This is a genomic window from Streptomyces sp. NPDC089919, from assembly GCF_040684615.1.
Classification (GTDB): Bacteria; Actinomycetota; Actinomycetes; order Streptomycetales; family Streptomycetaceae; genus Streptomyces.
The window spans coordinates 72,922-96,195 of the sequence record NZ_JBFBGK010000002.1 but is presented as its reverse complement, the minus strand read 5'-3'; the positions used below and the strand labels follow the sequence as shown (position 1 = coordinate 96,195).

16 protein-coding genes are annotated in these 23,274 nt (G+C 74.1%); 8 read left to right on the top strand and 8 right to left on the bottom strand.

What is annotated here, in order from left to right; all coding sequences use genetic code 11:
* Window positions 1–12 precede the first annotated feature (12 nt).
* The 3 genes from AB0O40_RS01495 to AB0O40_RS01485 form a co-directional block, all read right to left on the bottom strand.
* Window positions 13–1,395: a glutamate decarboxylase gene (locus AB0O40_RS01495; protein ID WP_365034439.1), complete on the bottom strand. Its 1,383-nt coding sequence runs from the start codon at window positions 1,393–1,395 to the stop codon at window positions 13–15.
* 109 nt (window positions 1,396–1,504) lie between these two features.
* A complete protein-coding gene (locus AB0O40_RS01490) occupies window positions 1,505–4,507 on the bottom strand; it encodes a glycine--tRNA ligase (protein WP_365034438.1) in 3,003 nt (1,000 codons plus the stop codon).
* Window positions 4,508–4,592: 85 nt separating this feature from the next.
* Window positions 4,593–5,012: a YjbQ family protein gene (locus AB0O40_RS01485; RefSeq protein WP_365034436.1), complete on the bottom strand. Its 420-nt coding sequence runs from the start codon at window positions 5,010–5,012 to the stop codon at window positions 4,593–4,595.
* Between the two features lie 65 nt (window positions 5,013–5,077).
* Between AB0O40_RS01485 and AB0O40_RS01480 the strand changes: the two genes are divergently transcribed.
* Window positions 5,078–6,178 (top strand): NAD(P)-binding domain-containing protein, encoded by a 1,101-nt coding sequence (locus tag AB0O40_RS01480; RefSeq protein ID WP_365034434.1) that lies wholly within the window; start codon window positions 5,078–5,080, stop codon window positions 6,176–6,178.
* Between the two features lie 29 nt (window positions 6,179–6,207).
* On the opposite strand, the gene mltG is transcribed toward AB0O40_RS01480, so the two are convergent.
* Together mltG and AB0O40_RS01470 are read right to left on the bottom strand one after the other, a co-directional pair.
* On the bottom strand, window positions 6,208–7,068 hold the full coding sequence (mltG, locus tag AB0O40_RS01475; protein ID WP_365034433.1) for an endolytic transglycosylase MltG: 861 nt from the start codon (window positions 7,066–7,068) through the stop codon (window positions 6,208–6,210).
* A 123-nt stretch (window positions 7,069–7,191) separates the two neighbouring features.
* The gene (locus AB0O40_RS01470) at window positions 7,192–9,018 is read right to left on the bottom strand and encodes an ABC transporter ATP-binding protein (RefSeq protein ID WP_365034431.1); all 1,827 of its coding nucleotides are present in this window, start codon (window positions 9,016–9,018) and stop codon (window positions 7,192–7,194) included.
* A 94-nt stretch (window positions 9,019–9,112) separates the two neighbouring features.
* Between AB0O40_RS01470 and AB0O40_RS01465 the strand changes: the two genes are divergently transcribed.
* The 4 genes from AB0O40_RS01465 to AB0O40_RS01450 all read left to right on the top strand — a co-directional run bounded on the left by AB0O40_RS01465 (window position 9,113) and on the right by AB0O40_RS01450 (window position 16,290).
* Window positions 9,113–9,607, top strand: coding sequence for a MarR family transcriptional regulator (locus AB0O40_RS01465; RefSeq protein WP_365034429.1), 495 nt, complete (start codon window positions 9,113–9,115; stop codon window positions 9,605–9,607).
* 23 nt (window positions 9,608–9,630) lie between these two features.
* Entirely contained in the window at window positions 9,631–12,570 is a 2,940-nt protein-coding gene (locus AB0O40_RS01460) for an FAD-binding and (Fe-S)-binding domain-containing protein (protein WP_365034427.1), read from the top strand.
* A gap of 79 nt (window positions 12,571–12,649) precedes the next feature.
* Entirely contained in the window at window positions 12,650–14,512 is a 1,863-nt protein-coding gene (locus AB0O40_RS01455) for an ABC transporter ATP-binding protein (RefSeq protein WP_365034425.1), read from the top strand.
* Window positions 14,509–16,290, top strand: coding sequence for an ABC transporter ATP-binding protein (locus AB0O40_RS01450; RefSeq protein ID WP_365034424.1), 1,782 nt, complete (start codon window positions 14,509–14,511; stop codon window positions 16,288–16,290). Before AB0O40_RS01455 ends, AB0O40_RS01450 begins: the two co-directional genes overlap by 4 nt.
* Window positions 16,291–16,380: 90 nt before the next feature.
* On the opposite strand, the gene AB0O40_RS01445 is transcribed toward AB0O40_RS01450, so the two are convergent.
* Window positions 16,381–17,544 (bottom strand): hypothetical protein, encoded by a 1,164-nt coding sequence (locus AB0O40_RS01445; RefSeq protein ID WP_365034422.1) that lies wholly within the window; start codon window positions 17,542–17,544, stop codon window positions 16,381–16,383.
* Window positions 17,545–17,634: 90 nt separating this feature from the next.
* Window positions 17,635–18,426, bottom strand: a complete 792-nt coding sequence (locus AB0O40_RS01440; protein ID WP_365034420.1) for a metal-dependent hydrolase — start codon at window positions 18,424–18,426, stop codon at window positions 17,635–17,637.
* Window positions 18,427–18,508: 82 nt separating this feature from the next.
* Between AB0O40_RS01440 and AB0O40_RS01435 the strand changes: the two genes are divergently transcribed.
* From AB0O40_RS01435 to AB0O40_RS01425, 3 genes are all read left to right on the top strand, one after another.
* Complete coding sequence (locus tag AB0O40_RS01435) at window positions 18,509–21,082, top strand: DUF3516 domain-containing protein (RefSeq protein ID WP_365034418.1); 2,574 nt, start codon at window positions 18,509–18,511, stop codon at window positions 21,080–21,082.
* 108 nt (window positions 21,083–21,190) lie between these two features.
* Window positions 21,191–22,072 (top strand): acyl-CoA thioesterase II, encoded by an 882-nt coding sequence (locus tag AB0O40_RS01430; protein WP_365034416.1) that lies wholly within the window; start codon window positions 21,191–21,193, stop codon window positions 22,070–22,072.
* A 6-nt stretch (window positions 22,073–22,078) separates the two neighbouring features.
* On the top strand, window positions 22,079–22,483 hold the full coding sequence (locus AB0O40_RS01425) for a YchJ family metal-binding protein (RefSeq protein WP_365034414.1): 405 nt from the start codon (window positions 22,079–22,081) through the stop codon (window positions 22,481–22,483).
* Here the strand turns inward: AB0O40_RS01425 and AB0O40_RS01420 are convergent.
* Window positions 22,400–23,251, bottom strand: coding sequence for a DUF6397 family protein (locus AB0O40_RS01420; RefSeq protein WP_365034412.1), 852 nt, complete (start codon window positions 23,249–23,251; stop codon window positions 22,400–22,402). The genes AB0O40_RS01425 and AB0O40_RS01420 overlap by 84 nt on opposite strands.
* Window positions 23,252–23,274: the final 23 nt, after the last annotated feature.

The window sequence follows — 23,274 nt, the reverse complement described above, 5'->3', positions numbered from 1 at the left end:
GGTCCGGCGGGGTCAGTGGTGGAAGGCGGGCCGGTCCTCCGGGGCCGGGGCCCGGCCGGAGGTGAGCCGGTCCACCGCGGTCTGCAGGTCGGCGGCGAGCAGGGCGACCTTGTCGTGGCTGATGCCGTGCCGGATCAGAGCCCGCTGGATGACGGTCTCCTCGCGGTCGGCGGGCAGCGGGTAGGCCGGCACCTGCCAGCCGCGCAGCCGGAGTTGGTCGCCCACGTCGTACAGGGTGAAGGGGCTCGCCGGGTCGGTCAGCGTCCAGGAGACGGCGGGCAGGGCGCCGTGGCCGTCGTAGAGCAGGGTGAAGGGGCCCATGCCGGCGACCGCCCGGCCGAGCGCGCGGGCGCTGGCGGCGGCGGCCTCGTAGACGTGCTGGTAGCCCTGCCGGCCGAGCCGCAGCATCGTGTAGTACTGCGCGATCACCGCGCCGCCGGGGCGGGAGAAGTTGAGGGCGAAGGTGGGCATGTCCCCGCCGAGGTAGCTGACCTTGAAGACCAGTTCCTCCGGGAGCAGTTCGGGTGAGCGCCAGACGACCCAGCCGACGCCGAGCGGGGCCATGCCGTACTTGTGGCCGGAGGTGTTGATGGAGGCCACCCGGGGCACCTGGAAGTCCCAGACCAGGTCGGGCTGGAGGAAGGGCGCGACGAATCCGCCGCTGGCCGCGTCCACGTGCACCGGTACGTCGAAGCCGGTGTCGGCCGCGATGGCGTCCAGTTCCTCGGCGATGGCCCGTACCGGCTCGTAGTCGCAGGTGTACGTGACGCCGAGGATGGCGACCACGCCGATGGTGTTCTCGTCGACGTACTGGCGCAGTTGGTGCGGGCGCAGGCCGGTGGCATCGGGCTCCAGCGGGACCTGGCGCAGTTCCACGTCGAAGTAGCGGGCGAACTTCTCCCAGCAGACCTGGACCGGCCCGCAGACCAGGTTGGGCCGGTCGGCGGGCTTGCCCTCGGCCTGGCGGCGGGCCCGCCAGCGCCATTTGAGGGCGAGCCCGCCGAGCATGGCGGCCTCGCTGGAGCCGGTGGTGGAGCAGCCCATGGTGGTGGCGCCCTCGGGGGCGTGCCACAGGTCGGCGAGGATGTGCACGCAGCGGGACTCGATCTCCGCGGTCTGCGGGTACTCGTCCTTGTCGATCATGTTCTTGTTGAGGGACGCGTCCATCAGGGCGTGCACCTCGGGCTCGCTCCAGGTGGTGCAGAAGGTCGCGAGGTTCTGCGCGGCGTTCCCGTCCAGGTCGAGCTCGTCCTGGATCAGGGCGCGGATGGTGCGCGGGTCGGAGGTGCCGTCCGGCATCCGGTACTTGGGCAGGGCCTCGCGGCTGACCGGGGTGGCGTAGATGTCGGCGAAGGGGCGCTCGGTCTCCTCGCGGTTCGTCTCGTGCAAGGCCATGAACGCTCCTCCGCTCGGTCGGGTCCCACCCGCCCGATGCTCGGCGACCGGCCGCCGGCCCGCCGCCCCGGTGAGCCGAACGGGTGAGGGCGGGGGCCGGCGCGGCGGCCTACAGGGCGGTCCAGTCGAGCACCGGGCGGACCAGTGCGGCCACGCCCTCCAGCAGGGCCAGCCGGGCCGCGCGGACCGCCGGGTCGGGGTCCATCACCAGGACCTCCTCGAAGAAGGCGTCGACCGCCGCGACCAGCGGAGCCGACACCTCGATCAGTGCGGCGAGGTCGTCCTCGCGCCCGCTCAGCGCCCGGCGGGCGGCCTCCGTCGCCTCGGCCAGGCGCAGCTCGGCGGGGGCGGCCGGGACCGCGCCCGGCTGCGCGGCCGGGGCCGGGGCGGCGCCGGGCAGGATCCGCACCACCCGCTGGACCGCGGCGGTGAGCGCGTCGAAGGCGTCGGTGCCGACCTGCTGCGCCAGCACGGCGAGGGTGCGGTCGGCATGGGCGGGACGGTCGGCCCGCGCCAGGACGGCCTGGACCAGGCGGTGCTCGTGGCCCTCGTCCGTGAGCTGCTGCTCGTAGCGGCGGGTGATCAGTTCGGCGGCCTCCGCCAGCCGTTCCCCGGGTACCTCGACCCCCTGCGCGGCATAGCGGCCGGCCGCCGCGCGCAGCGCCTCGCGCACCCCGGTGCCGGCGAGCGCCGGGACCCTCCGCAGGACGTTGAGCAGGCCGATGGCGGCCCGCCGCACACCGTAGGGGTCGGAGCTGCCGGTCGGCGCCGCACCGATCACGAACATGCCGGTCACCAGGTCGAACCGGTCGGCGAGGGAGAGCACGGCGCCCGGGCCGCCGGTGGGCAGGGCGCCGCCGGCGGACCGGGGCAGCTCCATCTCGGCCAGCGCCCGGGCGACCTCGTCGCTCTCGCCGGCCCGGCGGGCGTACTCCTCGGCCATCACCCCGGCCAGTCCCGAGAACTCGACCACCATCTGCGAGGCCAGGTCGAACTTGGCCAGCTCGCCCGCGCGGCGCACGGTGGCCCGTGCGTCCTCGCCGAGGCCGGCGCGGCCGGCCAGCTCGAGGGCGAGGGCGGCGATCCGGTCGGCCCGGTCGGCGACCGTACCGAGCCGGTCCTCGAAGGTCAGCCGGGACAGCCGGCCGCGGAACTCCTCCGGCGTCACCGCCAGGTCCGCCCGCCAGAAGAAGGCGGCGTCCTCGTACCGCGCCCGCAGCACCGCCTCGTTGCCCGCCCGCACCACGTCGTCGTCGCAGACGCCGTTGGCGAAGGTGACGAAGTGCGGCAGCAGGCGGCCATGGCCGTCCAGCACGGGCAGGTAGCGCTGGTGCTTGCGCATCACGGTGGTCAGCACGCTGGGCGGCAGCTCCAGGTAGCGCTCCTCGAAGGCCCCCCGGACCGGGTACGGGTACTCCAGGATGTCGGTGATCTCGTCGATCAGCCCGGCCTCGCCGGCCACGTCGACGCGCCCGCCCACCTCGGCCGCCGACTCCTCGGCCCCGCGCACCACCGCGATGCGCCGGGTCTCCCGGTCCAGCAGGATCCCGTGCACCGAGAGGAAGCCGGTGTAGCCCTCGGCCGCCATCACCTCGACGACCGGGTCCGGGGCGGTGCGGTGCACCCGGGTGGTGGTGCCCGAGGCCAGCGAGGAGACGGCCACGGGCAGCGGGGTGCGGCCCAGCAGGGCGAGCAGCCAGCGGACCGGGCGGGAGAAGGACAGGGCGGGGTCGTTCCACCGCATGTTGCGGGGGGCCCGCAGCCCGGACACGACCTCGGCCAGCAGCTCGCTCAGCACCTCGACGGCGCTGCGGCCCGCCTCGTCGCGGGTGACCGCGACGTGCGCGACGCCGTTGACCTCGACCACACCGGTCTGCGCCGGGTCCACGCCCTGGCTGCGCGCGAAGCCGAGGAGGGCGGGGGTGGGCGCGCCGTCCCGGTAGGCGGCGGCGACCTTGGGGCCGCGCACCGTCCGCCGGACGTCGGACTCGTGCGGCTGGACGGCCTCCACGGTCACCACGACCCGGCGGGGCGTGGCCAGGACCGTGACCGGTCCGTGGCCGAGGCGGGTGGCGGCGAGCTTGGCCGTGACGGCCTCGCGGACGGCCTCGGTGGTGGCCACCACGTCGGAGTACGGCAGTTCCTCGAGACCGATCTCGAAGAGCAGCGTCTCGGTGCCGGGCACGGTGGGCAGCGGGGCGCGCACGGCGGGCGCGGGTGCCGGGGCCTGCCCGAGCGGGTGGTCCAGGGCGGCGCGGCTCTTCGCCCACAGGCCGGCGGACTCGTGCGTCAGGCCGCGCATCAGGGAGAAGGCCTTGGCGCGTTCGGTGGTGCTGATCGCGCCCCGGGCGTCGAGGATGTTGAAGGCGTGGCTGCACTTGAGCACGTACAGGTAGGCCGGGACGGGCAGCCCCAGGTCCAGCAGCCGCCGCGCCTCGGCGGCGTACGAGTCGAAGAGGCGGTGGTTGGTGGCCACGTCGGCGTCGTCGAGGTAGTAGCGGCTCATCTCGTACTCGTTCTGGCCGAACACCTCGCCGTAGGTGATGTCCGCCGTGTACGCGATGTCCTTGAAGTGGGAGACGCCCTGGAGGTTCATCATGATGCGTTCGAGGCCGTAGGTGATCTCCACCGACACCGGTGCCAGGCCCATCCCGCCGACCTGCTGGAAGTAGGTGAACTGGGTGACCTCCATGCCGTCCAGCCACACCTCCCAGCCCAGCCCCCAGGCGCCCAGCGCCGGCGAGGCCCAGTTGTCCTCCACGAACCGCACGTCGTGCGCGGCGAGGTCGATGCCCAGGGCCCGGAGGCTGCCGAGGTAGAGCTCCTGCGGGTTGCCCGGGTCGGGCTTGAGGATGACCTGGAACTGCGTGTGGGTCTGGAGGCGGTTGGGGTTCTCCCCGTAGCGCGAGTCGTCCGGCCGGACGCTCGGCTCCACGTAGGCGACGTTCCAGGGCTCGGGACCGAGCACCCGCAACGCCGTGGCCGGGTTGGCCGTACCGGCCCCGACCTCGGTGTTCAACGGCTGCGTGATCATGCAGCCGTTGTCGCTCCAGTACTTCTGCAGGGTGAGGATGGCGTCCTGCATGGTCAGCGTCGTCCTGCCGGTACTCATGCGGTGATCATTCCATACGCCGAAATACCGTCACACTCCCGCGATTTAGCGATCCGCCGGCCCGCCCGGGAGCCTCGGCGCCGGGTCAGCCGAGGAAGCTGAGGCGGACCTGGCGGTCGGGGTTGTCCTTGTTGGTGTCGACCAGGCAGACGGACTGCCAGGTGCCGAGGGCCAGGGCGCCGCCGATCACGGGGAGCGTGGCGTGCGGCGGGACGAGGGCGGGGAGGACGTGGTCGCGGCCGTGGCCCGGGGAGCCGTGCCGGTGGCTCCAGCGGTCGTCGGCCGGCAGCAGCTCGCGCAGGGCGGCGAGCAGGTCGTCGTCGCTGCCCGCGCCGGTCTCCAGGACCGCGATGCCGGCCGTGGCGTGCGGGACGAAGACGTTGAGCAGGCCGTCGCGGCCGGCGGCCGCCCCGGCGAGGAAGCCGGCGCAGTCGGCGGTGAGGTCGGTGACGGTCTCGGCGCGGCCGGTGTGCAGGTGCAGGACGTGCGTCGCGAAGGGAGCCATGCGCCCCATTCTGGACCGGTCCGGGCGCCGGGAAGATCCGGCCGGCCGGCCCGGTTGGTAGAACCGTGAACGATTTCGGTGTGCAGGAGCTGCGGAACACGGAACCGGACGTGGTGGTCGTCGGGGCCGGGCAGGCCGGCCTGTCCAGCGCGTACCACCTGCACCGGGCCGGGCTGGTGCCGGGCGAGGACTTCGTGGTGCTCGACCACGCGCCGCGGCCGGGCGGGGCCTGGCAGTTCCGGTGGCCCTCGCTCACCTACGGCCGGGTGCACGGGATGCACTCCCTGCCCGGCATGGAGCTGACCGGCGCCGATCCGGCGCGGCCCTCGTCCGAGGTGATCGGCGGGTACTTCCGGGCGTACGAGGAGGCCTTCGGGCTCGCGGTGCTGCGGCCGGTGGACGTGCGGGCGGTACGGGAGGGCGAGGGCGGGCGGCTGCGCGTGGAGACCTCGGCCGGGGTGCTGGCGCCGCGTGCCCTGATCAACGCCACCGGTACCTGGGACCGGCCGTTCTGGCCGCGCTATCCGGGCTGGGAGGAGTTCGGCGGCCGGCAGCTGCACACGGCGGGCTATCCGGGGCCGGAGGCCTTCCGGGGCGCCCGGGTGATCGTGGTGGGCGGGGGCACCTCGGCGGTGCAGCACCTGCTGGAGGTCTCCGCGGTGGCGGCCGCCACGACCTGGGTCACCCGGCGGCCACCGGTCTTCCGGGAGGGGCCCTTCGGCGAGGAGCAGGGCCGGGCGGCGGTGGCACTGGTCGACGAGCGGGTGCGGCGGGGGCTGCCGCCGCAGAGCGTGGTGTCGGTGACCGGGCTGCCGCTCAACGAGGCGGTCCGGGCGGGTCTGGCGAGCGGGGTGCTGGACCGGCGGCCGATGTTCGAGCGGATCACGCCCTCGGGGGCGCGCTGGGCGGACGGGTCCGTGGTCGAGGCGGACGTGATCCTGTGGGCCACCGGCTTCCGGGCGGCCGTCGACCACCTGGCGCCGCTCCGGCTGCGCGAGCCGGGCGGCGGCATCCGGCTGGCGGGTACCCGGGCGGCCCGGGACGAGCGGGTCCACCTGGTGGGGTACGGGCCCTCGGCGAGCACCGTGGGCGCGAACCGGGCGGGCGGCGCGGCGGTCCGGGAGATCCGGCGGCTGCTGGCTCGTGAGCCGGTGCCGGCCGGCTGAGGGACCCCTCGGGGGCGGGCCCGGGGCGGTCAGCCGGCGGAGCCGGCCGGTCCGGCGGCGGCCCGGCGGTGCGCGTTGAACTCCGCGACGTGCCGCTTGTGTTCTTCGTAGTCGGCGCTGAAGCGGGTGTCCCCGGGCTTGACCGTGACGAAGAAGAGCCAGTCGCCGGGGGCCGGGGCGACCGCCGCGCGCATCGCGGCCAGTCCCGGGTTCCCGATCGGGGTGGGCGGCAGGCCCTGCTTGCGGTAGCTGTTGAACGGACTGTCGATGCGGGTGTCGGCCAGGGTGGTGTCGAGGGTGCTGCGGTGCAGCGCGTAGTTGATGGTGGAGTCCATCTGCAGCGGCATCGACCGGGCCAGCCGGTTGTGCACCACCCGCGCCACCTTCGCCATCTCGGCCGGGGTCTGCGCCTCCGCCTCGATCACGCTGGCCAGGGTGGCCGTCTGGTACGGGGTCATGCCGTGGGTGCGGGCGCCGTCGGCGACCGGCCGGCCGGCGAGCTTCCGGTTGGCCGTGTCGACCATGTACCCGAGCAGCCCGGCGGGGGTGGTCGTGGAGGTGACCGGGTAGGTCGCCGGGAACAGGTACCCCTCCGGGTTGCCCTTGGCCTCCGGCGGGAGGGCGAGGTGGGCGGTGGGGACGGCGGCCGCGGCCGAGCCGGCCGGCAGGCCCAGCGCCTTGTCGACCGCGGTGTACACCTGGGCGGCCCGCCAGCCCTCGGGGATCAGCAGGTAACGGGGCTGTTCCGGCTGCTCGGCGCGCGGCAGGAGCGTGACGAGCAGGCCGGCGCCGGTGGTCAGCAGCAGGCCGAGGAAGAGGGCGAGCCGGCCCCGGCGGGTGAGCCGGGCGCGATGTCGGTGCGGTGCGGGTCGGTGGCTGCGGCGGCGCATGGGGCGACGCTAACCCGGCATTCGTACGCTTTCCGGTATATCGGGCCGGTTATGCCCTCGGGATCCTCCGATCGGCGGGGCTCCCGGCCGGCCGGGCGCCCCACCCCGCCGCCCCGCCCGGCCTCAGCCGGCTGTGGGCGCCAGCTCCGTGTCCCGGCGGACCAGGGCGGCGTACCGGCCCTCGGCGGCGAGGAGTTCGTCGTGGGTGCCGCGCTCGGCGATCCGGCCGCCGTCCAGCAGCACGATCTGGTCGGCGTCCCGCACGGTGGAGAGCCGGTGGGCGATGGTGATGGTGGTCCGGCCCTGCGAGAGGGCGTCGATGGCCTGCTGCACGGCGTGCTCGGTGCGGGTGTCCAGGGCGCTGGTGGCCTCGTCGAGGATCAGCACCGGCGGGTCGCGCAGGATCGTGCGGGCGATGGCGAGCCGCTGCTTCTCGCCGCCGGAGAAGCGGTAGCCGCGCTCCCCCACGAGGGTGTCGTACCCGTCGGGCAGCGAGGTGATGTGGTCGTGGATCTGCGCCGCGCGGGCCGCGTCGGCGATCTCCTCGTCGGTGGCCTCGGGCTTGGCGAAGCGGAGGTTGTCCGCCACCGAGGCGTGGAAGAGGTACGTCTCCTGCGAGACCACGCCCACCGCGCGGGCCAGCGAGTCGAAGTCGAGGTCGCGGACGTCCACGCCGTCGAGCGTGACCCGGCCGCCGGTGACGTCGTACAGCCGCGGCACCAGGTAGCTGAGCGTGCTCTTGCCGGAGCCGGTGGGGCCGACCACGGCGAGGGAGCCGCCGGCGGGGACGGTGACGTCCACCCCGCTGAGGGTCGGGCCGTGCCCGGCCTCGTAGGCGAAGTCGACGTCCTCGAAGCGGACCTCGCCCTTGACCGTCTCCAGCCGGACCGGGTCGGGCCGCTCGGTGATGTCCACCGGCAGGTCGAGGTATTCGAAGATGCGGGCGAAGAGGGCGAGCGAGGTCTGGATCTGCACGCCGGTCGACAGCAGGCTCACGGCGGGCCGGAACAGGCCCTGCTGGAGGCTGACGAAGGCGACGAGGGTGCCCACCGAGAGCGAGGGCGCACCCGACTGGAGGGCCAGCCCGGCCGCCCAGTAGATCAGGGCGGGCATCGCGGCCATCACGATGCCGATGGTGGACATCCGCCAGCGCCCGGCCATGCTGGAGCGCACTTCGAGGGAGACCAGCCGCTCGGACTCCTCGGCGAAGGAGCGGGTGAGCGAGTCGGCCCGGCCCATCGTGCGGCCGAGCAGGATGCCGCTGACCGACAGCGACTCGGTGACCGTGGCCGCCATGGCCGCCATCTGCTTCTGGCGCTGGGTGGTGATCTTCTTGCGCTCGCGGCCGACCCGGCGGCTGATCCACACGAAGACCGGGAGCAGCAGCAGCGAGACGAGCGTGAGCCGCCAGTCGAGCGCGAGCATCGCGACCACGGAGGCGATCACCGCGGTGGCGTTGGAGACCAGGGAGGTGGCGGTGGAGGTGACCGTGGCCTGCATGCCGCCGATGTCGTTGGCTATGCGGGACTGCACCTCGCCGGTGCGGGTGCGGGTGAAGAAGGCCAGCGGCATCCGCTGGAGCTGGGCGTAGACGCCGGTGCGCAGGTCGTGCATGACGCGCTGGCCGACGGTGGTGGAGATGAGGGTCTGCAGGACGCCGAAGACGCTGGTGACCACGGCGGTGGCGATCATGCCGAGGGCCAGCAGCGAGAGCAGGCCGGTGCGGCCCTGCGGGATCGCGACGTCCAGGATCTCCCGCAGCAGGAACGGCGAGGCGACGCCGACCAGCGAGGAGGCGGCGACCAGCAGGCCGACCACGGCCAGCCGGCCGCGGTACGGGCGGAACAGGCCCAGGATGCGGCGCAGCTCGCGCGGCTGCTCCGCGTCGGCCGGGCGGCGGGGGTCGATCGGGCGGGACCCGGGGGTCCACTCAGGTGCTTCGGGGCGCATGGGCTCCTTCACGGAGGTGTGACGACACTGTCTCGTGGAGCATAGCTCATTGTTACCTATACTCACAATGAGCCTGGTCCTGTATCGTTTCCGTATGAGCACCGCCCCCGCCGGCCCCGCCGATCCGCCCGCCCCGTCGACCGCAGCCGCGGCCGGCGACGCCGACGGCCTGCTGGCCGAGCAGCTGCTGCGGCTCACCCGCCGCCTGCACCGCATCCAGAAGCACCACCTGGAACCGCTCGGCATCACCCCCGCCCAGTCCCGGCTGCTGCGCATGGTCGCGCACCAGGACGGCCGGCCGCCCCGGATGGCCGACCTCGCCGCCCGGCTGGAGGTCGTCCCCCGCGCGGTGACCACCCTGGTCGACGGCCTCGAGGCGGCCTCCTGCGTGCGCCGGGTGCCCGACCCGGAGAACCGCCGGGTGGTGCGGATCGAGCTCACCGACACCGGTCGCGCCACGCTGGGGCGGCTGCGCAGCGCGCGGCGGGCCGCCGCAGAGGAGATCCTGGCTCCATTGACCGCCGCTCAGCGGGAAGTCCTCGGCGGTCTGCTGACCGCCCTGGCCGACGGGCCCGGGCTCCGCTGCTGAGACCCGAGGTGAGGGGCCCCGACATGCCGCTGCTGGAGCCGAAGCCGGGAGCCCTCCGCCCCCGTACGATCACCGGCCCCGCGCCCGACCGGGTGCCGGAGCACCGCGCCCAGGGCACCCCCGAGCGGCTGCGGGCCGACCTCACCGAGCTGCTGGGCGCCGAGAAGGTCCTGTGGCGGGTCTCCGACCTGGTCCGGTACGCCTCCGACGCCTCGCCCTACCGCTTCGTGCCCCAGGTCGTGGTGGTCGCCGAGGACATCGACGACGTCTCGGCGGTGCTCTCCTACGCCCACGGCCGCGGCCGCGAGGTGGTCTTCCGGGCCGCCGGCACCTCCCTGAACGGCCAGGCGCAGGGCGAGGACATCCTCGTGGACGTGCGCCGCCACTGGGCCGGGGTCGAGGTCCTGGAGGAGGGCCGCCGGGCCCGGATCCGGCCGGGCACGACCGTGCTGCGGGCCAACGCCGCACTGGCCCGGTACGGCCGGGTGCTGGGCCCGGACCCGGCCAGCGCCATCGCCTGCACCCTGGGCGGGGTGGTCGCCAACAACGCCTCGGGCATGACCGCGGGCACCAGCAGGAACTCCTACCGCACCCTGTCCTCGCTGACCTTCGTCCTGCCCGGCGGCACCGTCGTCGACACCGCCGACCCGCTCGCCGACGAGGAGCTGGCGCGCGCCGAACCGGCCCTGTGCGCCGGGCTGCTGGCCGTCAAGGCCGAGATCGAGGCCGACCCCGCCCTGGTCGCGCGGATCCGCGCCAAGCACGAGATCAAGAACACCAACGGCTACCGGCTGGACGCCTACCTCGACGGCACCACCCCGGTCGAGATCCTGCGCGGCCTGATGGTCGGCTCGGAGGGGACCTTCGGCTTCATCGCCGAGACCGTCTTCGACACCCTCCCGCTGGACCGGCTGCTCTCCAGCGCCCTGCTGTTCTTCCCCTCGCTGACGGCCGCCGCGGCCGCCGTCCCGCTCTTCAACGACGCCGGGGCGATCGCCGTGGAGCTGATGGACGGCAACACGCTGCGGGCCTCCGTCGCCGTCCCGGGCGTCCCGGCCGACTGGGCCCGGCTGCCCAAGGACACCACCGCGCTGCTGGTGGAGTTCCGGGCCCCGGACGAGGCCGGGCGCTCGGCCTACGAGGCGCGGGCCGCCGAGGTGCTGGCGGGGCTGGAGCTGGTCGCGCCGGTCCCCTCGGTCACCAACGCCTTCACCCGCGACGCGGCGGCCATCGCCGGCTACTGGAAGGCCCGCAAGGCCTTCGTGACGGCGGTGGGCGGGGCCCGGGCCGCCGGCACCACCCTGATCACCGAGGACTTCGCGGTGCCGCCGGGCCGGCTGGCCGAAGCCTGCGCGGCGCTGCTCGAGCTCCAGGCCGAGCACGGCTTCGACGCCGCCGTCGCCGGCCACGCCGCCCACGGCAACCTGCACTTCCTGCTCGCCTTCGACGCCGCCCGGCCGGCCGACGTGGCGCGGTACGGCGCCTTCATGGAGGCCTTCTGCCGGCTGACCGTGGAGCGCTTCGACGGCTCCCTGAAGGCCGAGCACGCCACCGGACGCAACATCGCCCCGTTCCTGGAGCTGGAGTGGGGACCCCGGGCCACCGAACTCATGTGGCGCACCAAGCAGATCATCGACCCGGACGGCGTGCTCGCCCCGCGGATCGTGCTGGACCGCGACCCGCAGGCCCACCTGCGGGGGCTCAAGACGATCCCCCGGGTCGAGGCCGTCGCGGACCCCTGCATCGAGTGCGGCTTCTGCGAACCGGCCTGCCCCAGCGCGGACCTGACGACCACTCCCCGGCAACGGATCGTGCTGCGCCGCGAGATGATGCGGCAGAGCCCCGGCTCCCCCGTGCTGGACGGCCTGCTCGGGGCGTACGGGTACGACGCCGTGGACACCTGCGCCGGCGACTCCACCTGCAAGCTGGCCTGCCCGGTGGGCATCGACACCGGCGCGCTCATGAAGGACTTCCGGCACCGCCGGCACAGCCCCCGCGAGGAGCGGGCGGCCGAGTTGGCCGCCCGCCACTTCACGGCGGTGGAGCGGGCGGCCCGGCTCGCGGTGGCGGCGGCGGACACCGTCACCGCCCGGATCGGGGACGCCCCGCTGCGGGCCGTGACCGGCGCGGTGCGCAGGGCCGTACGCCCCGATCTGGTGCCCGAGTGGCTGCCGGAGGTTCCGGGCGCGGCGGCCGGGAAGCTGCCGGACTCCGCCCCGCGCGCCCGGGCCGCGGCGGTGTACTACCCGGCCTGTGTCAACCGGATCTTCGGCGGCCCGGCGGACGCGGCGGGACCCTCGCTGCCGGAGGCCGTGGTGGCCCTCTCCGCGCGGGCCGGGCGCCCGGTGTGGATCCCCGACGACGTGACCGGCACCTGCTGCGCGACCATCTGGCACTCCAAGGGCTACGCCGCGGGCAACGCCCTCATGGCCAACCGGATCGTCGAGGCCGCCTGGGGCTGGACCGCCGGCGGCCGGCTGCCGCTGGTGGTGGACGCCTCCTCCTGCACCCTCGGCATCGCCCACGAGGTGGTCCCGCACCTCACCCCCGACAACCGCGAACTGCACGCCGAACTGACCGTGGTCGACTCGGTGGTGTGGGCCGCCGAGGAACTGCTCCCCCATCTCGAGGTGTTCCGCACGGTCGGCTCGGCGGTCCTGCACCCCACCTGCTCGATGCGCCACCTCGGCGACGAGGACCGGCTGCGGACGGTGGCCGAGGCCTGTGCGCGGGAGGTCGTGGTGCCCGACGACGCGGGCTGCTGCGCCTTCGCGGGCGACCGGGGCATGCTGCACCCGGAGCTGACCGAAGCCGCCACCGCCCGGGAGGCCGCCGAGGTCCGGGGCCGGTCGTACGACGCGCACCTGTCGGCGAACCGGATGTGCGAGGTCGGCATGGCCCGGGCGACCGGCCGGTCCTACGAATCCGTGCTGCTGCAGCTCGAGCGGTGCACCCGCCCCTGACGCGGAAAATCGATTGCCCCCAAGGCTCCCGGAAGGCGAACCTTGCACGGTTTGGACCACTCACCGTTCCTGGGGCGTCATGCAGATCAGCGATCTTCCGTATCCGGACCCCGGCGAACCCGACGCCCGCTCCGGACCCCGGTTCCTCCTGTGGCTGGGCCGCGGACAGCTGGGCGGGCAACTGCGCAGCTTCGCCTGGGGCGTGCTGCACTTCTGCGGGATCGCCGGGCTGCCGTTCGCCGTCGGCACCGGCGTGCAGGCCGTCGTGGACCGCGACGGCGGCCGGCTCGCGCTGGCCGGCGGCCTGCTGGTGCTGTTCGGGGTGGCCGTCACGCTCGGCGACACGATGCTGCACCGCACCGCCGTCACCAACTGGATCACCGCCGCGGCCCGGGTGCAGCAGCTGCTGTCCCGCAAGACCGCGGAGCTGGGCTCGGCGCTGACCCGGCGGGTCGCGGCGGGCGAGGTGGTGGCCGTCTCCACGGGCGACGTGGAGAAGATCGGCTGGTTCGTCGAGGCGGTTTCCCGGTTCCTGGCCGCCGCCTTCGCGGTACTGGTGATCTGCGTGGGCCTGCTCTGCTACGCCCCCTCGCTGGGCATCGTGGTCGCCCTCGGGGTGCCGGTGCTGGCGCTGGCCGTGCTGCCGCTGCTGCCGCACGCCACCAAGCGGGCGGACGTGCAGCGCGAGAAGGCCGGCAAGGCCACCGAGCTGGCCTCCGACACCGTCGCGGGCCTGCGGGTGCTGCGCGGGATCGGCGGCGAGGAGCTGTTCCTGAGCCGCTACCGGGAGGCCTCGCAGGAGGTGCGCCGGGCGGCCGTGCGCAGTGCCCGGATGTGGGCGCTGATCTCGGCCGTGCAGGTGCTGCTGCCGGGCCTGCTGCTGCTGACCGTCGTCTGGTACGGGGCCTCGCTGGCCCTTGAGGGGAGGCTGGCGGTCGGTGAACTGGTCGCGGTCTTCAGCGCCGTGGCGCTGATGTTGTACCCGTTGCGGCATTTCGAGGAGATCGCCATGGCGTACTCCTTCTCCCGTCCCTCGGCGCAGCGCGCCGCCCGGGTGCTCTCGCTGGCCCGCACCGAGGAGCCGGTACCGGCCCCGGCCCCGGGCCCCGAGCTGCCGGAGGGGGAACTGCCGGACGGGGACCTGTACGACCCGCAGACCGGGGTGCTGGCCCCGGCGGGCCGGTTCACCGCAGTGGTCTGCGGGGACCCGGACCTGGCCGGCCGGCTCGCCGAGCGGCTGGGCGGGCACCCCGCCGAGCCGGACGGCGCCCCGTCGGTACTGCTGGGCGGGGTGGCGCTGGGCGACCTGCCGCTGGACGCGGCGCGGACCTGCGTCCTGGTCCAGGACAAGGACCCGGTGCTGCTCTCCGGGACGCTGCGCGAGCTGTTCGAGGTACCGGCCTCCGGCGCGGTGCCGGCGGCCGGGGCGCTGGCCGCGGCGCACTGCGGTGACGTGCTCGACGCGCTGCTGCAGTCCGCTCCGGAGGGGGTGGCCGACCCGATGGACGCCCGGATCACCGAGCGCGGGCGGTCGCTGTCCGGCGGGCAGCGGCAGCGGCTGGCGCTGGCCCGCTCGCTGGTGACGGACCCGCGGGTGCTGGTGCTGGACGAGCCGACCTCGGCCGTGGACTCGCACACCGAGGCGCGGATCGCGGAGGGCGTGGCCCGGCTGCGGGCCGGCCGGACCACGGTCGTGCTGGCCTCCTCGCCGCTGCTGCTGGACCGCGCGGACCGGGTGGTGCTGGTCCACGAGGGCCGGGCCGCCGCGGTCGGCACGCACCGGGAGCTGCTGGCCGGTGAGCCGCGCTACCGGGCGGTGGTGACCCGCGAGACCGAGGAGGAGCAGCGGCTCGCGGACCCGGCCGGCGACGGTCCCGGGGCCGCCGGGACGACGGCGGGTCGGGAATGGGAAGAACTCTCCGAGATCGAGGAGTCGGCATGATCGGCATGGCGCCGCCGGAGCACGATCCGGCGGCCCCTGAATCGGCCGCCACCCTGCCCGTGGGCGCGCCGGCGACGGTCCGCGCGTACGTGCGCGGGCTGGTGCGGCGGCACCGGCGGGCCTTCGCCCTGCTGGTGACCTGCAACGCGGTCGCGGTGCTGGCCTCCATGGTGGGCCCGTACCTGCTGGGCGACGTGGTCGAGGACCTGGCCGACGGCGCCCGGGAGCTCCATCTGGGGCGGATCGGGCTGCTGTTCGCGGCGGCGCTCGTGCTGCAGACCTTCTTCACCCGCATGGTGCGGCTGCGCGGGGCGATGCTCGGCGAGGAGATGCTGGCGGACCTGCGCGAGGACTTCCTCGTCCGGTCGGTCGGGCTGCCGCCGGGCGTGCTGGAGCGGGCCGGTACGGGCGATCTGCTGTCGCGGATCACCACGGACATCGACCGGCTGGCCAACGCGATGCGGGAGGCCGTACCGCAGCTGGCGATCGGCGTGGTGTGGGCGGGGCTGCTCTTCGGGGCGCTGGCCTTCACGGCCCCGCCGCTGGCGCTGGCCGCGCTGGTGGCGCTGCCGGTGCTGGTGATCGGCTGCCGCTGGTACTTCCGGCGGGCGCCCTCGGCGTACCGCTCGGAGGCCGCCGGGTACGCCGCGGTGGCCGCGGTGCTCGCGGAGACGGTGGACGCGGGGCACACGGTCGAGGCGCACCGGCTGGGCCGGTCCCGGATCGCCCTGTCGGAGCAGCGGATCAAGGAGTGGACCGCCTGGGAGCGCTACACGCTCTACCTGCGGTCGGTGCTGTTCCCGGTCATCAACGTCACGTTCGTGACGATCCTGGGTGCGGTGCTGCTGATCGGCGGGTACTGCGTGCTGCAGGGCTGGATGACGGTCGGTCAGCTGACCACCGGTGCGCTGCTGGCGCAGATGATGGTCGACCCGATCGGCCTGATCCTGCGCTGGTACGACGAGCTCCAGGTCGCCCAGGTCTCGATCGCCCGCCTGGTGGGGGTGCGCGAGATCGAACCGGACTCCGGTGACGCGGGGACCGCTCCCGACGGCCGGGACGTCCGGGCGGACGCGGTGCGCTTTGGCTACCGGGAGGGCGTGGACGTCCTGCACGGGGTGTCGCTGTCGGTGCCGCCGGGCACCCGGGTGGCCCTGGTGGGGCCCTCGGGGGCGGGCAAGTCGACGCTGGGCCGGCTGCTGGCGGGCATCTACGCGCCCCGGGCCGGCGAGCTCACCCTGGGCGGGGCGCGGCTGTCGGCGATGCCGGCCGAGCGGGTGCGCGAGCACGTGGCGCTGGTCAACCAGGAGCACCACGTCTTCGTGGGCACGCTCCGGGACAACCTGCGGCTGGCCCGGACGGGCGCGCAGGACGCGGAGCTGTGGGCCGCGCTGGGCGCGGTGGACGCGGACGGCTGGGCGCGGGCGCTGGCGGAGGGGCTGGACACCGAGGTGGGGTCGGGCGGTTCGGCGCTGACGCCGGCGCAGGCGCAGCAGATCGCACTGGCCCGGCTGGTGCTGGCGGATCCGCACACGCTGGTGCTGGACGAGGCCACCTCGCTGCTGGACCCGCGGGCGGCCCGGCACCTGGAGCGGTCGCTGGCGCGGGTGCTGGAGGGCCGGACGGTCGTGGCGATCGCGCACCGGCTGCACACGGCGCACGACGCCGATGTGATCGCGGTGGTGGAGGAGGGCCGGATCAGCGAGCTGGGCAGCCATGACGAGCTGGTGGCGGCGGACGGCGCCTACGCGGCGCTGTGGCGCTCCTGGCACGGCTGATCCGGCGGATCGGGAGCGGACGGCGGGCGGTCACCCCCTGGGGGTGGCCGCCCGCCGCCGTCGGTGCGGGTGCGGGTGCGGGTGCGGGGGTCAGGAACCGGCGGGCGGGAGGTACGCCTGCTTCGACGCGCAGGTCCAGACGACCGGGTGCATCACGTCCGCCGCGTCCACCGCGAAGCCGCCGACCCGGTCGTCGTCGCTGACGGCGTAGGCCCCGGCGTGGGCTCCGGGGGTGCCGGCGAGCCGTGGCAGGGCCAGCACCGGGCCGCTGCCCTTCCAGTACTGCGCCTGGTACGGCGGGGCGGTGTCCGGTGGGAAGGGGCCGATGATGAAGGAGTCGGAGGCGATGCCGACGCTGACGCCGGTGGTGGGGCTGATGTCCTCGAAGGTGCCCTTGGTGCGGTCGCCGAGGTCGGGGGCCGGGGTCCGCGTCGTGTACGGGGGCAGCCAGGTGGTGCCGTTGGTGACGTCGATGCGGGTGAAGCCGTAGGTGCCGGTGATCCGGCCGGACTCGTCGATCTCCCGGGGTTCGTACGTGCTGTAGCTGTCGCCGGGGTAGACCTCGGGGAGCTCGGTGGCGGGCGCGGCCGGGTCAGCCGTCCACAGCAGGGCGGCGTCGTAGCCCGCGTCGTCCGCCAGGCCCCAGGACGTGCCGGTGATCAGTCCCGCGTTGTTGATGGCGGTGACGCTCCGCAGGTGCGTGGTGTGCGCGGGCAGCACCAGCTCGCGGCGCAGGGTCCCGCCGGTCCATTCGAGGCCCACGCCCTTGCCGTCGGGCAGGGCGCGGTAGCCGGCGATGTGGCCGCGGTCGTTGATGTCGGCGGCGTAGTCCCCGCCGGGCAGCCGCTTGGCCGCCCGCATGCCCGGGGCGTAGCGGAACGCCGCCGGCGGGTGCCCGGGGCCGGACATGGCGCCGACCATCACGCCCCAGCGGTTCACGGCCTCCACGGCGCCCGAGGTGTAGCCGGCGGGCAGCGGCACGGCGTGGACCGAGGTGCCCCGCCAGTAGGCGGGGCGGTTCTGGGACCGGCCGACCGCGAGTCCGGCCCGGCCGAGGTCCCGGACCTCGGTGGAGGCCGACCAGGGCGCGGGGCTCTCACCCGGGCCGGGCAGCGAGGCCAGGACCCGCAGAGCGGGCTTGCAGGGCCGGGCGTGCGCCCCGGGGGCGGCGTGCGCCGCCGGCCCGGACAGGGCCAGCGAGGCGAGTAGGGCGCCCGCCGCGACCGCGGCCAGTCTGCTGGTGCTCTTGGGCATACGTGTTCCCCCCACGTGAGTGCCGGCCGCCGGTCCGGCGGCCCGCACTCATCATGGACAGGTCACGCACCCCTGCCTAGACGACGTGGCTCAGATGAAGTTCAGGGCGGCGGCCCCGCCCACCCCGCCGAGCAGCAGGAACGCCGGCATGAGGACCTTCAGCTCGACCCAGCTGCCGGCCCGGAAGCGCAGGGCCTTCGGGGGGCCCAGCGGGTACCAGCGCTTGCCGCCGATGGGGATGGGCCACAGGACCGGGCAGCCGGAGACGGTCAGGGCGTCGCCGATGTCGTGGACCAGGGCGCCCAGCACGATCGGCAGGCCCAGCCAGAGGTATTCCTGGCCGGGGCTCGTGAAGAGCCAGTCGGCGCCGTTGCCCGGCTTGTCGAGGACGCCGGCCAGTATCCAGGCGCTGGTGGCGCCCAGCAGCCACACCAGGACGTCGCTGGACATCCGGGCGGCCCGCCACAGCAGTCCTTCCACGGCGAGGACGAGGTGGACGAAGAGGATCGCCAGCACGCCCCAGCGGTCCCCGGTCACGGCGATGGCGGAGGCGCCCGCGCCGATCAGCACGGCCCAGACCCAGGTGTGGGTGAGCGTCCGGTGGCCGCCGGACCGCCGCGGGTCGCGGGTGGTGCGGGTGGCCTTGTAGACCGCGTAGGAGATCTTGTCGACCACCTCGCACAAACCCCGGGAGAGCGGGCCGAAGGCGCGCGAGATGGTGGCGGACTTGTGGTCCAGGTCCGGCGCGAGCGCCGCCCCGGCACAGACCAGCGCCCCGACCACGAGCACCGGCCAGGGCATCGGATGGCCCGCGGCGGCCGCCGCCGCTCCCACCCCCAGCCAGGCCGCTGCGCCGGAGAGTGAATGCGCCGGTCCCATCATGTCCGTCCCGCCCCAGGTGGTGTGGTGTGCAGGCCCGTCCGACGGTGGTGCGGGGGCCCGGTGACGGCACAGCGTACCTTTGATGATCTTCGTGCCACCGTCCGGTTCCCTCTTCCGGGGTGAAGCCAGGCAAGATGGGGGCGTGACCCTCATTGATCAGCTCCCGCCCGACGCCGACCCCGACGCCCTCTTCGAGGCCTTCTCCACGTGGGCCGAGGACCAGGGCATCACCCTGTACCCGGCTCAGGAAGAGGCGCTGATGGAGGTGGTCACGGGCGCGAACGTGATCCTCTCCACCCCCACCGGCTCGGGCAAGAGCCTGGTCGCGGCCGGCGCGCACTTCACCGCACTGGCCCAGGACAAGGTCACCTTCTACACCGCCCCCATCAAGGCGCTGGTGTCGGAGAAGTTCTTCGACCTGTGCAAGCTCTTCGGCACCGAGAACGTCGGCATGCTGACCGGCGACGCGTCCGTGAACGCCGACGCGCCCGTGATCTGCTGCACCGCCGAGGTGCTGGCCTCCATCGCGCTGCGGGACGGCAAGTACGCGGACATCGGCCAGGTCGTGATGGACGAGTTCCACTTCTACGCCGAGCCGGACCGCGGCTGGGCCTGGCAGATCCCGCTGCTGGAGCTCCCCCAGGCGCAGTTCGTCCTGATGTCGGCCACCCTCGGCGACGTGAAGCGGTTCGAGGAGGACCTGACCCGGCGCACCGGCCGGCCCACGTCCGTGGTCCGCTCCGCCACCCGGCCCGTGCCGCTGTCGTACGAGTACGTCACCACCCCCATCACCGACACCATCACCGAGCTGCTGGAGACCCGGCAGTCGCCGGTCTACATCGTGCACTTCACGCAGGCCCAGGCGGTCGAGCGGGCGCAGTCGCTGATGAGCATCAACATGTGCACCCGCGAGGAGAAGGACAAGATCGCCGAGCTGATCGGCAACTTCCGCTTCACCACCAAGTTCGGCCAGAACCTGTCGCGTTACGTCCGGCACGGCATCGGCGTGCACCACGCCGGCATGCTGCCCAAGTACCGCCGCCTCGTGGAGAAGCTGGCCCAGGCCGGTCTCCTGAAGGTCATCTGCGGCACCGACACCCTCGGCGTCGGCGTCAACGTCCCGATCCGCACGGTGCTCTTCACCGCGCTCACCAAGTACGACGGCAACCGGGTCCGCACGCTGCGCGCCCGGGAGTTCCACCAGATCGCCGGCCGGGCCGGCCGGGCCGGCTTCGACACCGCCGGCTTCGTCGTCGCCCAGGCCCCCGAGCACGTCATCGAGAACGAGAAGGCGCTGGCGAAGGCCGGGGACGACCCCAAGAAGCGGCGCAAGGTGGTCCGCAAGAAGGCCCCGGAGGGCTTCGTCGCGTGGTCGGACACCACCTTCGAGAAGCTGATCGCCGCCGACCCGGAGCCGCTGACCTCGCGCTTCAAGGTCACCAACATCATGCTCCTGTCGGTCATCGCCCGGCCGGGGGACGCCTTCCAGGCGATGCGCCACCTCCTGGAGGACAACCACGAGCCGCGCAAGGCCCAGCTGCGGCACATCCGCCGGGCCATCGCGATCTACCGCTCGCTGCTGGACGGCGGGGTGGTCGAGAAGCTCGACACCCCCGACGCCGAGGGCCGCACCATCCGCCTCACCGTCGACCTCCAGCAGGACTTCGCGCTGAACCAGCCGCTGTCCACCTTCGCGCTGGCCTCCTTCGACCTGCTGGACCCGGAGTCCCCCTCCTACGCCCTCGACATGGTCTCGGTCGTCGAGTCCACCCTGGACGACCCGCGCCAGATCCTCGCCGCCCAGCAGAACAAGGAACGCGGCATGGCCGTGGGGGCCATGAAGGCCGAGGGGATCGAGTACGAGGAGCGGATGGAGCGGCTTCAGGAGGTCACCTACCCCAAGCCCCTCGAAGAACTGCTGCTGCACGCCTACGACGTCTACAGCAAGAGCCACCCGTGGGTCCGCGACCACCCCGTCTCCCCGAAGTCGATCATCCGCGACATGTACGAACGCGCGATGACCTTCACCGAATTCACCTCCTTCTACGAGCTCGCCCGCACCGAGGGCATCGTGCTGCGCTATCTGGCGAGCGCCTTCAAGGCACTCGACCACACCATCCCGGACGACCTCAAGTCCGAGGACCTGGAAGACCTCATCGCCTGGCTGGGCGAGCTGGTCCGGCAGGTGGACTCCAGCCTGCTGGACGAGTGGGAGCAGCTGGCCAACCCCGAGGTGGAGTCCGCCGAGGAGGCCCAGGAGAAGGCCGACCAGGTCAAGCCGGTCACGGCCAACGCCCGCGCCTTCCGGGTGCTGGTCCGCAACGCGATGTTCCGCCGGGTGGAGCTGGCGGCCCTGGACAACGTCGACCAGCTGGGCGAGCTGGACGGCGAGTCCGGCTGGGACGCCGACGCCTGGGGCGAGGCCATGGACGCGTACTGGGACGAGCACGACGACCTGGGCACCGGCCCCGATGCCCGCGGCCCGAAGCTGATCATGATCGAGGAGGACCCGGCACACGGCCTGTGGCGCGTCCGCCAGACCTTCGCCGACCCCAGCGGAGACCATGACTGGGGCATCAGCGCCGAGGTCGACCTCGCCGCCTCGGACGAGGAGGGCCGGGCCGTCCTGCGAGTCACCGCCGTCGGCCAGCTCTGACCCGGACGCCCCGCGCCCCACCTCACGCCCCGCCCCACCGGACGCCCCCGACCGCCCGACCGCCCGACCGCCCGACCGCCGGAACCCGACAGCAGTGGAGACCCTCTGATGACGAACCCAGCCGAGAGACTCGTCGATCTGCTCGACCTGGAGCAGATCGAGGTCAACATCTTCCGCGGGCGCAGCCCGCAGGAGTCGCTGCAGCGCGTCTTCGGCGGGCAGGTCGCCGGCCAGGCACTGGTGGCCGCGGGGCGGACCACCGAGGGCGACCGGCCGGTGCACTCGCTGCACGCGTACTTCCTGCGCCCGGGCATCCCCGGGGTGCCGATCGTGTACCAGGTCGAGCGGGTGCGCGACGGCCGGTCCTTCACCACCCGCCGGGTCACCGCCGTGCAGCAGGGCCGCACCATCTTCAATCTGACCGCCTCCTTCCACCAGCCGGAGGAGGGCAGCATCGAGCACCAGCTGCCCCCTCGCATGGACTTCCCCCACCCGGACACGCTCCCCAAGGTCGCCGACGAGATCCGCGAACACCTGGGCGCGCTGCCCGAGGCGCTGGAGCGGATGGCCCGCCGCCAGCCCTTCGACATCCGCTACGCCGACCGCCTGCGCTGGACCCCCGAGGAGATCAAGGAGGCGGACCCGCGCAGCGCGGTGTGGATGCGCGCGGTCGGGCCGCTGGGCGACGACCCGCTCGTGCACACCTGCGCGCTCACCTACGCCAGCGACATGACCCTCCTCGACGCCGTGCGCCTTCCGGTGGAACCCCTGTGGGGGGTCCGCGGTTTCGACATGGCCTCGCTCGACCACGCCATGTGGTTCCACCGTCCCTTCCGGGCTGACGAGTGGTTCCTGTACGACCAGGAGTCACCGATCGCGCACGGCGGCCGGGGCCTGGCCCGGGGCCGCATCTACGACGTCGAGGGCCGGCTGCTGGTCTCGGTGGTCCAGGAAGGGCTCTTCCGTCCCTACGCACCTCTGAAGGACTGACCTCGCGTGCCCACCCCCTCCCCCGCCGCCTGCCCCTGCGGGCTGCCCGCCGAGTACGCCGCCTGCTGCGGCCGCTTCCACTCGGGCGCCCAGCAGGCCCCCACGGCGGAGCTGTTGATGCGCTCCCGCTTCAGCGCCTTCGCCATCGGTGACACCGCCTATCTGATCCGCTCCTGGCACCCCTCGACCCGGCCCGCGCACCTGGACCTGGACCCGGCCCAGCGCTGGGTGCGGCTGGAGATCCTGGGTACCGAGCGCGGCGGCATCTTCGAGACCGAGGGTGCGGTGGAGTTCCGGGCGCACTACCAGGAGGGCGGGCACGCCGGGTCACTTCAGGAGAACAGCAGCTTCTCCCGGGAGGGCGGCGCCTGGCTCTATGTCGGGCCGCTCACCCCGGTGCTCTTCGACTGACCGCCGCCCGCCCGGCCCGGCCGGCGGTGGCGGCAGCGGTCCGGCCGCCGACCTGGCTTCGGCCAGGGCCAGCTCCAGCCCGGCCCGGTACCAGGCCACTTCGCCGGGCCCCCGGGCCTTGAGCAGCCGGTCCCCGACGGCCCTGGCCCCCGGCCGGACCGGATGTCCGTAGGGCGGGGGCGGGGCCAGCCCGCACAGCAGGATCCGCTCCCCCTCGTCGGGCACCGCCAGGGACAGCTCGGGCGGCTCCAGCACGGCGGCCACCGCCGCCGCCCGCTCCCACGGATCCGCGGTCCGGCGCAGCAGCCGGCCGGTCCGGCGGGCGCGCCAGGTGCGCGGCCGCTGGTCCTCGCCCGCCGCGAGGGCGGTCCGCTGCCCCGGCGCGGGGAACCCCCGGATCAGCTCGGGCTCCCGCGCGGCGAACGCCCGTAGCTCCTGGGCGAGATAGAGCCAGACCACCGCGTGGTAGCGGTTCACCCGGTAGGCCACGGGCGTGACGTACCCGCAGCGGGCCAGGCCGCGCAACTGCTCGGAGCCGATGCCCAGCAGGCCCGCACCGGCCGCGGTCTGGACCGTGCGGACCTGGTCGTACAGCTCCTGCGGATACTCCGGCCGGGACCTGACCCGGTCGATCTCCGCCCTGCTCCACCGCTCCGGCCCGGCGTCCGCGCACACCGCGCCCAGCTCCACGGCGATCTCGAACTCGCTGCGCCGCAGGCCCAGTTCCTCGGCGGCCCGGCCGGCGTCCAGCGCCTTCCTCGCGTCCATGACGGTCTCCCTCACGCATCGTC

What these genes read in the sequence shown, in the direction of transcription:
- AB0O40_RS01470 (WP_365034431.1), bottom strand. Translation starts at nt 9,018, where the DNA reads ATGCGCCCCGAAGCACCTGAGTGGACCCCCGGGTCCCGCCCGATCGAC.
- AB0O40_RS01450 (WP_365034424.1), top strand. Translation starts at nt 14,509, where the DNA reads ATGATCGGCATGGCGCCGCCGGAGCACGATCCGGCGGCCCCTGAATCG.
- AB0O40_RS01440 (WP_365034420.1), bottom strand. Translation starts at nt 18,426, where the DNA reads ATGATGGGACCGGCGCATTCACTCTCCGGCGCAGCGGCCTGGCTGGGG.
- AB0O40_RS01430 (WP_365034416.1), top strand. Translation starts at nt 21,191, where the DNA reads ATGACGAACCCAGCCGAGAGACTCGTCGATCTGCTCGACCTGGAGCAG.
- AB0O40_RS01445 (WP_365034422.1), bottom strand. Translation starts at nt 17,544, where the DNA reads ATGCCCAAGAGCACCAGCAGACTGGCCGCGGTCGCGGCGGGCGCCCTA.
- AB0O40_RS01495 (WP_365034439.1), bottom strand. Translation starts at nt 1,395, where the DNA reads ATGGCCTTGCACGAGACGAACCGCGAGGAGACCGAGCGCCCCTTCGCC.
- AB0O40_RS01460 (WP_365034427.1), top strand. Translation starts at nt 9,631, where the DNA reads ATGCCGCTGCTGGAGCCGAAGCCGGGAGCCCTCCGCCCCCGTACGATC.
- AB0O40_RS01435 (WP_365034418.1), top strand. Translation starts at nt 18,509, where the DNA reads ATGATCTTCGTGCCACCGTCCGGTTCCCTCTTCCGGGGTGAAGCCAGG.
- AB0O40_RS01420 (WP_365034412.1), bottom strand. Translation starts at nt 23,251, where the DNA reads ATGGACGCGAGGAAGGCGCTGGACGCCGGCCGGGCCGCCGAGGAACTG.
- AB0O40_RS01455 (WP_365034425.1), top strand. Translation starts at nt 12,650, where the DNA reads ATGCAGATCAGCGATCTTCCGTATCCGGACCCCGGCGAACCCGACGCC.
- AB0O40_RS01485 (WP_365034436.1), bottom strand. Translation starts at nt 5,012, where the DNA reads ATGGCTCCCTTCGCGACGCACGTCCTGCACCTGCACACCGGCCGCGCC.
- AB0O40_RS01490 (WP_365034438.1), bottom strand. Translation starts at nt 4,507, where the DNA reads ATGAGTACCGGCAGGACGACGCTGACCATGCAGGACGCCATCCTCACC.
- AB0O40_RS01465 (WP_365034429.1), top strand. Translation starts at nt 9,113, where the DNA reads ATGAGCACCGCCCCCGCCGGCCCCGCCGATCCGCCCGCCCCGTCGACC.
- mltG (WP_365034433.1), bottom strand. Translation starts at nt 7,068, where the DNA reads ATGCGCCGCCGCAGCCACCGACCCGCACCGCACCGACATCGCGCCCGG.